This window comes from Agromyces sp. MMS24-JH15, from assembly GCF_043518605.1.
GTDB lineage: Bacteria > Actinomycetota > Actinomycetes > Actinomycetales > Microbacteriaceae > Agromyces.
Genome location: NZ_CP171358.1, coordinates 2,815,990 through 2,829,238, shown reverse-complemented (window position 1 = coordinate 2,829,238; position 13,249 = coordinate 2,815,990). Strand labels below are relative to the sequence as shown.

General features: G+C 73.5%; 11 protein-coding genes. 5 read left to right on the top strand and 6 right to left on the bottom strand.

Features of this window, described 5'->3' with window-relative positions; genetic code table 11:
- Positions 1–49 precede the first annotated feature (49 nt).
- Positions 50–1,420: an ABC transporter substrate-binding protein gene (locus tag ACDF64_RS12845; RefSeq protein WP_394551748.1), complete on the bottom strand. Its 1,371-nt coding sequence runs from the start codon at positions 1,418–1,420 to the stop codon at positions 50–52.
- Between the two features lie 134 nt (positions 1,421–1,554).
- Here ACDF64_RS12845 and ACDF64_RS12840 point away from each other — a divergent pair, with 134 nt between their 5' ends.
- A complete protein-coding gene (locus ACDF64_RS12840) occupies positions 1,555–2,307 on the top strand; it encodes a FadR/GntR family transcriptional regulator (RefSeq protein WP_394551747.1) in 753 nt (250 codons plus the stop codon).
- 26 nt (positions 2,308–2,333) lie between these two features.
- On the opposite strand, the gene ACDF64_RS12835 is transcribed toward ACDF64_RS12840, so the two are convergent.
- From ACDF64_RS12835 to ACDF64_RS12815, 5 genes are all read right to left on the bottom strand, one after another.
- Positions 2,334–2,795 carry a DUF3237 domain-containing protein gene (locus ACDF64_RS12835; RefSeq protein WP_394551746.1) on the bottom strand — a complete coding sequence of 154 codons (462 nt, stop codon included), beginning with the start codon at positions 2,793–2,795 and terminating at the stop codon, positions 2,334–2,336.
- Positions 2,792–4,471: a CocE/NonD family hydrolase gene (locus tag ACDF64_RS12830; protein ID WP_394551745.1), complete on the bottom strand. Its 1,680-nt coding sequence runs from the start codon at positions 4,469–4,471 to the stop codon at positions 2,792–2,794. The genes ACDF64_RS12835 and ACDF64_RS12830 overlap by 4 nt, the downstream gene beginning before the upstream one ends.
- Entirely contained in the window at positions 4,468–4,944 is a 477-nt protein-coding gene (locus ACDF64_RS12825; protein WP_394551744.1) for a MarR family winged helix-turn-helix transcriptional regulator, read from the bottom strand. Before ACDF64_RS12825 ends, ACDF64_RS12830 begins: the two co-directional genes overlap by 4 nt.
- Complete coding sequence (locus ACDF64_RS12820; protein ID WP_394551743.1) at positions 4,941–6,182, bottom strand: flavin-dependent oxidoreductase; 1,242 nt, start codon at positions 6,180–6,182, stop codon at positions 4,941–4,943. Before ACDF64_RS12820 ends, ACDF64_RS12825 begins: the two co-directional genes overlap by 4 nt.
- 118 nt (positions 6,183–6,300) lie before the next feature.
- The gene (locus ACDF64_RS12815; RefSeq protein WP_394551742.1) at positions 6,301–8,220 is read right to left on the bottom strand and encodes an FAD-dependent monooxygenase; all 1,920 of its coding nucleotides are present in this window, start codon (positions 8,218–8,220) and stop codon (positions 6,301–6,303) included.
- A 147-nt stretch (positions 8,221–8,367) separates the two neighbouring features.
- On the opposite strand from ACDF64_RS12815, the gene ACDF64_RS12810 reads away from it, so the two are divergent.
- From ACDF64_RS12810 to ACDF64_RS12795, 4 genes are all read left to right on the top strand, one after another.
- Positions 8,368–9,069 carry an IclR family transcriptional regulator gene (locus ACDF64_RS12810; protein WP_394551741.1) on the top strand — a complete coding sequence of 234 codons (702 nt, stop codon included), beginning with the start codon at positions 8,368–8,370 and terminating at the stop codon, positions 9,067–9,069.
- A 142-nt stretch (positions 9,070–9,211) separates the two neighbouring features.
- Entirely contained in the window at positions 9,212–10,864 is a 1,653-nt protein-coding gene (locus ACDF64_RS12805; protein ID WP_394551740.1) for a thiamine pyrophosphate-binding protein, read from the top strand.
- Between the two features lie 128 nt (positions 10,865–10,992).
- Positions 10,993–12,546 carry a fumarylacetoacetate hydrolase family protein gene (locus ACDF64_RS12800; protein WP_394551739.1) on the top strand — a complete coding sequence of 518 codons (1,554 nt, stop codon included), beginning with the start codon at positions 10,993–10,995 and terminating at the stop codon, positions 12,544–12,546.
- Entirely contained in the window at positions 12,528–13,241 is a 714-nt protein-coding gene (locus tag ACDF64_RS12795; protein ID WP_394551738.1) for a GntR family transcriptional regulator, read from the top strand. The genes ACDF64_RS12800 and ACDF64_RS12795 overlap by 19 nt, the downstream gene beginning before the upstream one ends.
- Positions 13,242–13,249: the final 8 nt, after the last annotated feature.

Here is a 13,249-nt window from a genome sequence, read left to right as displayed (position 1 = left end):
CGCCCCGAGGGGACGGCGCCGGCGGGAGCCGGAGGAGCGGTGAGGACCATTACTCGACCGAGTAGCCGTTCACGGTGGCCTCGTTCTCGAGCTCGGTCTGCCACGCGGGCAGCAGCGACTCGATGGTCTCGCCGGCGGCGATGCCGGGGATGACGACCTTCGCCCACGCGGTCTCGGGGCTCCAGGCGGTCACGTTCCAGCCGCTCCAGACCTGGCCGGCGGCGTCGGACATGATCGCCTCGAAGTCGTCGTTGACGAAGTAGCCGGCCTCGGCCTGCTTGGCGAGCCACTTCTCGGCGGCCGAGCTGTACGCCGGGTAGCCCGACGAAGCCTCGACCTGGAACTCGTCGGCGCTGGTCACGAACTCGAGGAACGTCTTGACCGCCTCGAGGTTGGTCGAGTGCCGCGAGGCGTACCACATGCCGCCGCCGACGTTGCCCGCAGCGACCTCGCCGTCCTCCCACTTGAGCGGAGCCGCGACGCCGACCTCGCCGGCCGGGGTCGCGAGGCCGCCCTGGAAGATCGCGCCCGTGTACCAGACGGGGCCGGGGACGCCGACGAGCTTGTCCGAGTACTTCTCGGCGAACTCGGCGCTGAAGAAGCTGTCCTGCACGAGGGTGCCGTTGGCGAGCATTCCGTCGATGATCTTCGAGATCTCGACGCTGTGCTCGTCGGCCGTGTCGGAGTGGAACACTCCGGCCTCGGGCGACTGGAACACGGGCGACTCCGAGCCGCCGTAGTAGATGTACGTCATGAAGCTGTCGCCCATGCTCCCGAGGATGTATCCGGGGTGCTCGGCCGCGAGCTTGTCGCCGAGCGCCGCGTACTCCTCCCAGGTGGTCGGCACCTCGTAGCCGAACTCGTCGAGCAGCTTCTGGTTGTAGTAGAAGACGGTCTGCGCGAGGTCGTTGCGCAGCGCGTAGACGGTGCCGTCGATCGTGCCGTAGTCGAGCGAGCCGGCGGCGAAGCCGTCGAGGAAGTCCTGCTCGATGAGGCCCTTGTTCAGCGGGGCGGCGAAGCCGGCCTCGCCGTTCGGGGTGTCCTTCGACGCCCAGATCGCGTCGTTCTGCTGGGTCGAGAAGACGACGTCGGGCCAGCCCTCGCCGGCCTGGTCGATGAGGCTGATCTTGCTCTGGAACGAGCCGCTGCCGCCGGCATTGCCGTCGTAGGTCTCGAGGTTGACCTCGATGTCGGGGTAGGCCTCCTGGAACGCGGTCACCGCGGGCTCGCGCGAGGCGTCGACCCACACGGTGATCGGGCTGTCGGCCACCTGCGCGGGCGCGCTGAAGCCGTACGTGTCGTCACCACCGGACTCGCCGCCTGCCGAGCAGCCGCTGAGCACGAGCGCACCGACGGCCACGACGGCCCCGGCGGAGAGGAGCCGGGTGATCCGGCTACGGGCGGACGGTTGCTGTGACATGTCTCATCCTGTTCTGGTCGGCGTCGCTGACGACTGGCGGGCCCTGGCCGGGTTGAGGCGAGTACATCATACGTCTTACAAAATGGCAAGAGAACGTCATAGGTGTGATGTCTTTTCATCGCTATGCTGTCGACATGTCCTCCGACACCCGCGCCGCCGAGCGATCCGTCGCGTATCCGACGATCGCCGCGCGCCGCCCCGCGCCCCGCCTCGGGGTGACGGTCGTCGCCGAACTCGTCGACGCCATCGTCCGCGGCGACCTCGCGCCCGACTCGTCCCTCCCGCCCGAGGCCGTGCTGTGCGAGCAGTTCGGCGTGAGCCGCACGGTGATCCGGGAGTCGGTCAAGCGGCTCGAGGAGAAGGGACTCGTGAGCGTGGCCCAGGGTCGCGGAACGCAGGTGCTCCCGGCCAGCGCGTGGAACATGGTCGATGCGACCGTGCTGTCGGCACTCGTCGCGAACGACGCGACGCTCGGGATCCTCGACGACCTGAGCACCGTCCGGGCGTCGCTGGAGGGCCTCATCGCGCGGGATGCGGCGACCCGCCGCACGACCGAGGACCTCGAGCGGCTCGGCGCGGCGCTCCAGCTCATGCGGGACTCCCTGGGCGACGAGGCGACGTTCAGCACGGCCGACGTCGCCTTCCACACGACGGTCGGCGAGATGAGCACCAACCAGCTCGCCGTCAACCTCGTCAGCATCCTGTTCGGGCAGGCCCGCGAGAGCGCGCGGTTCCACCTGCACAGCCGGCTCGAGACGACGCTCGAGGAGCACGAGCGCGTGTTCGCCGCGATCGAGGGCCGGGACCCGGATGCCGCGGAGACCGCGATGCGGTCGCACATCGTCGACGCGTGGGAGCGTCGGCGTCCGCCGAATCCGCGCAGGTAGCGGGTCGGTCCCGGTCCCGGTCGGGGTCAGGTCACCCGGTACGCGCGGTAGGCCACGGTGTCCGCCGAGCGGACGCAGGATGCCACGAACACCGCGTGCTCGAGGTGCGCGAGTCGCGCCGACGAGGTCTCGATCCGCAGGGTCGTCCGGAAGTAGTACTCCTCCGGCGGCACCGCGTCGCCGCGCAGGAGCGCCTCGAGCACCTCGGGCCGCCCGCTGCGCACGCCCGTCGCGTGCAGGAAGAGCAGGTCGCCGTCGGCCGTGCGCGCGCTGTAGCGGCCGTCGATCTCGATCGCGCCGTCGGCGCGCACGAGCTGCCAGTCGGCTCCGCCGGGCAGGATCTCGGCGTCGACGCCGCCGGTCACCCGCCCGCCGGCGATCGGCACGATCCGGCGGTGCCCGGCCCGGGTCATCCCGTGGTCCTCGAGCGGGCCGAGCCGGACCGCGACGTCGAATGCGGGCTCGAGCCCGGGGACGGGCGGGTTCACGATCCCAGCACCGGCAGCACCAGGCGCGAGGCGTGCGGGCCCTCGTGCGAGACCTCCTGGCGGGCGACCACCGTCTCGGCGGCGAGCGCGGCGGCCTCCCCCGTGCCGGGATTCCGGGCGTACCGGGGGTGCGCGCCGGAGCTCACCTGGACGCCGATCCGGTGCCCGACGGCGAACCGGTGGAACGTCGGCCAGAGCGCGAGCTCGACCTCCCGGTAGCCGTCCCCGTCGGCCGCTGGGTCGGTGGCCGCGGTCGCGATCGATCCGATGCGGCGGATGCCGTCGCAGACGGTCATCGATCGGCCGTCTGGGTGCACGTCGGTGATCCGGACGAAGACGTCGAAGGACGGCGCCGAGGAGCGGACGCGGATCCTCGCGACGGGCTCGCCCGCGACCGTCACGGGCGACGCGAGCGCACCGCTGCGGAACACCGCGACATCCGCTCGCCGCTCGTGGGCCGCGTTGTCGACGGGTTCGGTGTCGGGATTCAGGCTGGGCCCGCCGACCGCGGGCGTCGGGCTCGCCGGGTCGTAGGTGTAGGTCGTCGTGCCGCCGGCGGCCGCGTCGGGGCCGAACCCGCCGTCCGCCGCGAGCTGCCACGCCTCGGCCCGCGAACCGGGCGGCGGCCATGCGGCGAGGTCGTGCCAGCGCGCGTCGTCGCCCGTCGAGTAGGCGCGGACGGGCGCGGCACGCCCCGCCTCCGTCCCGGTGAACACCTCGCGCAGGAACCCGACCGTCTCGGTGTGCGCGGGCTCGGCCATCACCCGCGAGACGTGCCCCCACGGCCCGATCGTGAGCCACGGCTGGTTGCCCGCCTCGACGAGCGCCGCGTACGTACGCAGCTGCCAGGGCAGGAAGATGTCGTACCAGCCGGTGAGCATCGCGACCGGCGCCGTGACGTCGGGCACCGACGCCGCGTGCGACTGCTCCGCCCAGTACTCGTGGCTCAGCTCCTCGTGCGCGACCCAGCGCTGGTACCAGGTGTTCGACCGGCCGGTCGCCGCCCGGTCGCCCGCGCTCAGCGGGAGCACGTCGAACGCCTTCGCGAGCTTCGGGTCCGGGAACGCCATGCCCAGCAGCGCGAGTCCGCCGCGGTGCATCCGATCCATCATCCGCGTCCAGCCGAGCGCGTTGCGCAGCGAGTACGCGCCGTTGTCCCAGGTGATGGCGCCGAAGTCGGGCATCGTGATGTGCAGCACGAGCGCATCCTGCGCGGTCTCCGGCTCCTCGCGCTGGAGCTTCCCGGCGACCGCCCACTGCGTGTAGCCGAGGTAGCTCTGCCCGAAGGTCGCCAGCCGGCCCGTGAACCAGGGCTGGGCGCGCACCCACCGCAGCGTGTCGATGCCGTCGCGCTGCTCGTCGACCTGCGGGTGGAAGACACCCTCGGACCCCCACGTGCCGCGGCAACTCTGCACGAGGACCGGGAACCCCTCGTAGGCGAGCGCGCGGGCCGCGCCCGCGAACGGGCCCCGCCGCCCGTACGGGCCGCGCATCACGATCGTCGGGAGGGACGGGTCCCCGGCGATCGGGCGGACGAGGTCCGCGAGCAGGTCGACGCCGTCCCGCATGGGAACGCGCAGGTCGCGCTCGATCGTGATCTCGTGCGGGCCGAGCGTCGCGCCCTTGCGCGCGCGGGCGTCCATCGAGCGCGTGAGTCGCTGTCCGAGTGTGGTCATGCGTGGTCCTTCCGGGGGGAGGCCGCTCCGTCGCGGCGAAGGTGGACGAGGTGGTCGCGGAGCCGTTCGAGGGCGGGGATCGCCGCGGCGAGCGCGTCGAGGTCCTCGGGCGCGAGCGCGGCGGCCGCATCCGCCAGGATCGCGGCGCTCGCCTCGTCGAACCGGTCGAAGTGACCGAGCGCGACGGCGGATGCCACGACCTCGACGTGTCGGCGGTCGTCGGTGCTCGTACGCCGCGCCACGAGCCCGCGGCGCTCCATGGCCGCGAGCAGGTTGCTCACCGTGGATCGGCCGAGCCCGAGCCGTTCGGCCAGCTGACCCGGCGACGCGACGGTGCCGCGCGGCAGGGCGCGGATCACCTCGATCTGCGCGTCGGGGAGGTCGGGCAGGCCCTCGCGCTCGCGTGCGGCGGCCAGCAGCGTGCGTCGGAGCGGCGAGATGACGGCGGCGAGGCGCCCCGCGTCGAAGCTCATCGCGGGACGCTCAGCGAGGCTCGCGCGGCGAGCGCGTCGGGGTGGAAGCCCGCGGCGCGCTTGTAGGACGCCGCGATCTCCGCGAGCTCCTCCGGGGGGATCACGTCGTGGACGTCGGCGAATCCCTCGGGGGCGCGCTCGCGCGCGAGCAGCATGACGCGTTCGGGCCCGGCCTGCCGCGTCGAGGCCAGCAGCGCCGTGGTCGCCGGCCTGCGGTCGGCCTCGTACGCGGAAAGCGCGTCCGCGGTCGAGGGCGCCGTCGCCAGGTGGAACGCGAGGGTCCGGGCGTCGAGGATCGCCTGCGAGCCGCCGTTCGAGCCGTTCGGGTACATCGCGTGCGCGGCGTCCCCGAGGAGCGTGGTCCGCCCGACGGTCCAGGCGTCGAGCGGATCGCGGTCGACCATCGGGTACTCGAGCAGTTCGTCGGCCGCCGCGATCACGGCGGGGACGTCGAGCCAGTCGAACCGCCAGTCGCGGAACAGGTCGACGATCGGGGCGGGGTCGACGGCGCGGTTCCAGTCGGCGTCGGGGCTGCCCGCGCCGCGCCGCTCGGCGATGAAGTTGATCCTGGCCCTGCCCGAGGCATCCGTCGCTCCGATCGGGTAGGCGACGAACTTCTGCTCGCCGTCGCCGGCCATGACCATGGTCCGCCCGTCGAGGAACGGCTCGGCGAGCGCGGTCCCCCGCCAGAGCGTGAGCCCGCTCCAGGCCGGCGCGCCCTCGTCGGGGTGCCGGAGTGCGCGGACCGCGGAGTGGATGCCGTCGGCGGCGACGACGAGGTCGGCCTCGACCTCGACGGCGCCCGTCGCCGTCTCGAAGCGTGCGAGCTCGGCGTCCGTGCCGTGCTCGATGCCGGCGAGTCGGTGATCGAGGCGCACGACGTCGCCGAGGCGCTCGCGGACCGCGTCGAGCAGCGCGAGCTGCAGCCGGCCGCGATGGATGGACAGCTGCGGCCAGCGGTATCCGGCGGCGATGCCGCGCGGTTCGCTCCAGATCGGCTGCCCGAACCGGTTGACGTACGCGAGCGTCGACGGCGCGACCCCGATCCGCTCGAGACGCGAGGCGAGGCCGAGTTCGTCGAGCTCGCGCATCGCGTGCGGGAGCAGGTTGATGCCGACGCCCAGGCCGCGGATCTCGCTCGTGCGCTCGAAGACGCGCACGTCGTCGAAGCCCGCGGCCTCGAGGCTCAGCGCGGCGGCGAGGCCGCCGATACCGGCGCCGACGATGACGATGCGCACGTCCCGCTCCTCCTCCGCGCGGCGCCGTCGCCGCACTGTCCACATGATTTTGCATGTGAACTGATCGCGTGTCCAGCACGAATCGGCGCGACGGTTTCCGGACGCCCCCGGAGCGGGTTCAGACGACCCGTTGCGGCAGCAGCGCGCCGCCGAGGAATGCGCTCAGCTCGTCGGTCGCGGTCAGCGGCAGGATCGCCGCGACGTACTGGTCGGGGCGGACCACGACGACGACGCCCTCGCGCGAGAGCCCGCGCTCGGCGAAGATGTCGGCCTCGGTCCACGCGCTCGGCCCGGCGGCGTAGACCTTCTCCCAGTCCGTGAGCCCGAGCGGCCCGCTCTCGGGCAGGAAGAGCCGCGGCACGCGCGCCAGGTCGACCTCCTCGAACCGCTGCTGGAAGACGGCCTTCACGTCGAACACGGCGTCGGAGTCGGCGCCGATCGGGGTGTGGCGCGTGATCGGCGATTCGGGCGACGTCGCCCACTCGGCCCACGCGGCGAGCGCGGACGTCGCGTCGCCCGCGACGGCGCCGTCGGCGAACGCGTAGATGCGCCAGCGCCCGTCGGCGCGCGCGTGGTGGCCGAGGTGGACGACGTTGCCGTCGCACACGCGCACGACCTCGACGGACTTGAACCGCTTGCCGATCGGGAACCCCGGGGCCAGGTCCTGGTGCGAGGCATCCGCGACGACCGCCGACGGCCCGTACTGCGTCATGAAGCCGGACGGGAACTCGGCGGTCGCGAGGTAGTAGGTCGCGAGTTCCTGCGGGTCGGAGATCTCCTCGGGCTTGCGCGCCATGAGCGACGCCCACTCGCGGTCGAAGTCGATGAGCTGCTGCGCGACGGGCTGCCGCTCGGCCGAGTACGTCTCGAGCAGGGCGGGCGAGCTCAGCCCGGTCAGCACGTGCCCGAGCTTCCAGCCGAGGTTGAACCCGTCCTGCATCGAGACGTTCATGCCCTGGCCGGCCTTCGCGCTGTGCGTGTGGCACGCGTCGCCGGTGAGGAACACGCGCGGCGACCGGCCGCCGTCGGCGTCGGCGTCGGCGTCGGCGTCGGCGTCGTCGAAGCGGTCGGTGACCCGGTGCCCGACCTCGTACACGCTGTGCCACGCCACCTGCCGGACGTCGAGCGTGTAGGGATGCAGGATCTCGTTCGCCTTCCGGATGACGGCCTCGACGGGGGTCTGGCGCACGCGATGGTGGTCGTCCTCGGTGATCTCGCCGAGGTCGATGTACATCCGGCAGAGGTAGCCGCCCTCGCGCGGGATGTGCAGGATGTTGCCCGCCGTCGAGGTGATCGCGCACTTGGTCCGCCAGTCGGGGAAGTCCGTGTTGACGAGCACGTCCATGACGCCCCACGCGTGCAGCGAGACATCCCCGACGTGCCTTCGCCCGATGGCCTCGCGCACGCCGCTGCGCGCCCCGTCGCAGCCGGCGACGTACTTCGCGCGCACCGTGCGCTCCTCGCCGGCCCGGTCGCCCGCGACGTACCGCACGTGCACCTCGACCGGGTGCTCGCCGTCGTCGTGCACCCGGAGCCCGGCGAACTCGACCCCGTAGTCGGGCGCGATGCGGCCCGGTCCGTGCAGGGCGGCCTCGGCGAAGTAGTCCAGCACGCGCGCCTGGTTCACGATGAGGTGCGGGAACTCGCTGATCTTGAAGGCGTAGTCCTCGGTGCGCGTGATCCGGATGATGTTGGCCGGGTCCTCGGGGTCGGGCGCCCAGAAGTTCATGTACGCGATGTTGAAGGCTTCGGCGGTGATGCGCTCGGCGAATCCGAAGGCCTGGAACGTCTCGACGCTGCGCGGCTGGATGCCGTCGGCCTGGCCGAGCGGGAGCCGGCCGTCGCGCCGCTCGATGATGCGGGTCGTGACGTCGGGGAACTGCGACAGCTGCGCCGCCAGGAGCATCCCGGCGGGCCCGGAGCCCACGATGAGCACGTCCATCTCGTCGGGCAGGTCGTCGGGGCGGTCGATGCCGGTGCCCGCCGCGTCCTGCACGCGCGGGTCGCCGGACACGTAGCCGTGGTGGTGGAACTGCATCGTCGTCGATCCTTCCTCCGACGCCGTCGTCGAGGGTCTTGCCCGGAACCTCCGCACGTTCTATATTCGAACGCGCCGTTCCACTATGGAACGAAACGTAGCCGAGCGGATGCCCCGACACAAGGCGCTCCGCGGTGAGGGGATGCCATGCCGGCGGGAACGACGTCGTCGCAGACGCTGAGCCGGGGCATCCGGATCCTCGAGGTCCTCGCCGACGCGCGCACCCCGCTCACCATCGACGAGATCGCCCGGCGCCTCGAGGTGCACCGGTCGATCGCGTACCGCCTGCTCCGCACGCTCGAGGACCACGGGCTCGTCGCGCGCGACGGCCACGGCCGGATCGAGCTCGGGTCGCGCCTGGCCGCGCTCGCCGCGGGCGTGGCGCACGACCTGCAAGCCGAGGCGCTGCCCGAGCTGACCGCCGCGGCGAACGAGCTCGGCATGACGTGCTTCCTGTCGGTGCTCGACCACGACGAGTGCATCACGCTCGCGAGCGTCGAGCCGCGGCACGGCATCGCGCCGGTCGCGCAGCGCCCCGGCACGCGGCATCCCGTGACCGTCGGCGCGCCCGGCAAGGCGATCCTGTCCGCTCGCCCCGAGCCGGAGTGGCCCGCCGCCCTCGACGACGCGCACCGCGACGAGCTGCGCACGGCGCGCGAGCGCGGCTGGGCGACGAGCCACGACGAGGTCATCCCCGGTCTCCGCTCGATCGCCATGCCGCTCGCGCTGCCGCGCGGCGGGCGTGCGGCGGTCGCGGTCGTCTACGTCTCCGACCCGCATCCGGACGCGCTGATCGCCGAGCGGCTCGCGCGCGTCGCCGCCGCGATCACGGCCGCGACCGGCGGCTGACGGGCGACCTCCCTATACTCGTGGTGTCCGGCGCGGACGACCCGCCGGTGCTCGAAAAATGGGCACGCAGCCGCCCCGCGCGAACCGCGCGGGTGCGCGAGACACATACGGCCTCACCTCCGTCCGTCTCGAAAGGCACGCCATGCCCACGGTCTCCGCGCACGTCGCCGTCACCCTCGCCCGCCATCTCGACCACGTCTTCGGGGTCATGGGCAACGGCAACGCCTGGTTCCTCGACGCGCTCGAGCGCGAGACCGCCGCGACCTACACCGCGGTGCGGCACGAGGCGGGCGCGGTCGTCGCCGCCGACGCCCACTACCGCGCGTCGGGTCGCATCGCCGCGGCGACCGCGACCTACGGCGCCGGGTTCACGAACACGCTCACCGCGCTCGCCGAGGCCGTCCAGGCGCACGTCCCGCTCGTGCTCGTGGTCGGCGACGAACCGACCTCGGGGCCGCGCCCATGGGACGTCGACCAGATCGCGCTCGCCTCGGCCGTCGGCGCGCGCACCTACACCGTGGGGCGCACGGATGCCGCGGCGACGACGGTCATCGCGCTCGAGCATGCGCTGACCTACCGGGTGCCGACCGTGCTCGCGATCCCGTACGACGTCGCGACCCGCGAAGCGGGGCCCGTACCGGAGGCGTCGGCGCCCGTGCTGCCCGCACCGCTCGCGCCGGCCGGCCCGTTCGCTGCGGCCGCCGTCGCCGACCTCGCTCGCGCGCTCGCGGGCGCCGAGCGCCCGGTCCTGCTGGCCGGCCGCGGCGCGTGGGTCGCGGGAGCGGGCGAGGCCCTCGGCGACCTCGCGGACGCGACGGGCGCGCTCACGGCGACGACCGCGCTCGGACGCGGGATCTTCCCCGACGCCGGCTTCGACCTGGGCGTCGCCGGCGGTTTCGGCGCCGAGGACGCGATGGCGCTCGTCCGCGAGGCCGACGTCGCGGTCGTGTTCGGGGCATCCCTCAACCAGTTCACGATGCGCTTCGGCGACCTCTTCGCCCCCGGGACCCGGGTCGTGCAGGTCGACGTCGCGCCGGCCGCGACGCATCCGCACGTCGGCGGCTACCTCCGCGGCGACGCCGCGGTCGTCGCACGCGCACTCGTCGACGAACTGCGGGCGCTCGGCGCGACGCCCTCGCGGTGGCGCGAGGCGATCGACGTCCGGGCCGCGCGGCGGTACGAGCCGGGCGACGCCGTCGCGTCCGACGGCCGGCTGGACCCCCGGTCGGTCGCGACGCGGATCGGCGAACTCCTCCCCCGCGACCGCGTCGTCGTCTCCGACGGCGGCCACTTCATCGGCTGGGCGAACATGTACTGGCCGGTCGCGTCCCCGGACCGCATGATCATGGTCGGCACGGCGTACCAGTCGATCGGGCTCGGCTTCCCGTCGGTGCCGGGCGTCGCGCTCGCGAAGCCGTCGGCCACGGTCGTGCTCACGACGGGCGACGGCGGCGGGCTCATGGCGCTCGCCGACCTCGAGACCGCGGTGCGCGTCGCGCGCGGCCGCGGGCTCGCGGTCGTCTGGAACGACGGCGCCTACGGCGCCGAGGTGAACCTGTACGGGCTCAGGGGCGTCGCGACCTCGCCCATGCTCATCCCCGAGGTCGACTTCGCCGGGCTGGCGACCGCGGTGGGCGCGGAGGGGGTCGTTGTGCGCACGCTCGCCGACCTCGAGCGCCTCGCGTCCTGGACGGCCGAGGATGCCTCGTCCCGGCCGTTCCTCCTGCTCGACTGCCGCGTCTCGAACACGGTCATCGCGCCGTACCAGCAGGAGATCATCCGCGTGAACTCGTAGCGAGGCGCGGGGCGAGGTGCCGCGCCGCGGGACCCGCGTGGACCGGGCGCGCAGCCGCGCGACCCGTTGCCCCGATCCGACGGAAGATATACGATTTCAGATACGACGCACGCCGAGCGAGGGAGCTCATGACGATCGACACGACCGCCCGGGACCCGCGGTTCTCCGGCCTGCCGGGCCGCCCCGGCAAGATCGTCGCGGTCCACCTGAGCTACGCCTCACGCGCCGACCAGCGCGGACGCCGACCCGCCGACCCGTCGTACTTCCTGAAGCCCTCGAGCTCGGTCGCCTCCTCGGGCGGCACCATCGAACGCCCCGAGGGCACCGAACTCCTCGCGTTCGAGGGCGAGATCGCGCTCGTCATCGGGACGGCGGCGCGCCGCGTCACGCTGGCCGACGCGTGGAGCCACGTGGGCTGGGTCACCGCGGCGAACGACTTCGGGCTCTACGACCTGCGTCGGAACGACCGGGGCTCGAACGTGCGCTCGAAGGGCGGCGACGGGTTCACGCCCATCGGCCCGTCGCTCATCGACGCGCGCCTCGTCGACCCGGCCGCACTCCGGCTGCGGACCTGGGTCGGCGGCGCGCTCGTGCAGGACGACACGACGGCGGGGCTGCTCTTCCCGCTCGCGCAGTTCGTGGCCGACCTCTCCCAGCACGCCACGCTCGAGCCCGGCGACGTGATCCTGACGGGCACGCCGGCGGGGTCGTCGGTCGTCGTGCCCGGCGACGTCGTCGAGGTCGAGGTCGACGTCCCGGGCGGCCCGACCTCCGGGCGGCTCGTCACGACCGTCGTCGCCGGCCCCGCCACCCCGTTCGACGGGTCCCTCGGCTCGCTCCCCGCCGTCGACGACACGCAGCGCGCCGAGGCGTGGGGGTCGCCCGAGGCGGCCGGGCTGCCGCCCGCCGAGCCCGCCGGCACCGCCTCGCCCGCCGTCCCCGACCCGTCCGCCACCGACCGGGGACCGACCCCGGCCCTCGCGGCGCCCCTCGCCCCCGAGCTTCGGGAGCGGCTCGCGCGCACGCCCGTCGCCGCGCTCTCGGCGCAGCTGCGCAAGCGCGGACTCGACAACGTGACGATCGACGGCGTCCACGCGCTCACGCCCGGGAGCCGGTTCGTCGGCACCGCGCGAACCCTGCGCTTCGTCCCGAACCGCGAGGATCTCTTCGCCGCGCACGGCGGCGGGCACAACGCGCAGAAGCGCGCGTTCGACGAGGTCGGCGAGGGCGAGGTCATCGTGATCGAGGCGCGCGGCGAGACGGGCTCCGGCACGCTCGGGGACATCCTCGCGATCCGGGCGCACACCCGCGGCGCGGCGGCGATCGTGACGGACGGCGGGGTCCGGGATGCCGCGGCCGTGGCATCCGTCGGCATCCCCGTGTTCGCGGCCGGCAGGCACCCCGCGGTCCTCGGCCGCAGGCACGTCCCGTGGGACGTCGACGTGACGATCGGATGCGGCGGCACGACCGTGCAGCCCGGCGACATCCTCGTCGGCGACGACGACGGCGTCATCGTGATCCCGCCCGCGCTCGCCGCGGACGTCGCCGACGGCGCGCTGGCCCAGGAGGCCGAGGACGCGTGGATCGCGGAGCAGGTCGCAGCGGGGCATCCGATCGAGGGCCTGTTCCCCATGGACGACGAGTGGAAGGCGAGGTACGCGGCATGGCGAGCGGCGAGGTGACGACCCTGCGCGTCGAGCCGTCGGACGGCCTCAGCAAGTCGCGACGCGCCTACCTCTGGATCCGCGCCCGCATCGCCGGCCAGGAGTTCACGCCGGGGTACCGGCTCGTGCTCGGCGCGATCGCGGGCGAGCTCGACATGAGCGTCGTCCCCGTCCGCGAGGCGATCCGCCAGCTCGAGGCCGAGGGGCTCGTGACCTTCGAGCGCAACGTCGGCGCGCGCGTGGCCATGGTCGACGATGCACAGTACCGGTTCAGCATGCAGGCGCTCGCGATCCTCGAGGGCTCGGCGACCGCCCTCGCGGCGCGGCGCCTCACGGCCGACGACCTCCGACGCGCACGCGAGATCAACGAGCGCATGACCGAGACCCTCGGGCACTTCGACCCGCGCACGTTCACCCGGCTCAACGAGGAGTTCCACGCGACGCTGTTCGCGCGGACCGCGAACCCGCGGCTGCTCGAGCTCGTCGAAGCCGAGTGGGCCCGGCTCGGGCACCTCCGCGACTCCACGTTCGCCTTCGTCCCGGGCCGCGCGCAGGAGTCCGTGCGCGAGCACGAGCACCTCCTGCAGCTCGTCGAGCGCGGCGCCCCGCTCGAGACGATCGAGCACGCCGCCAGACGGCACCGCTCGGCGACCCTCGACGCCTACCTGATCCACGAGCACCCCGAGGAGGCCCTCGGCCTCCCGGCATCCTGACCGCCCGA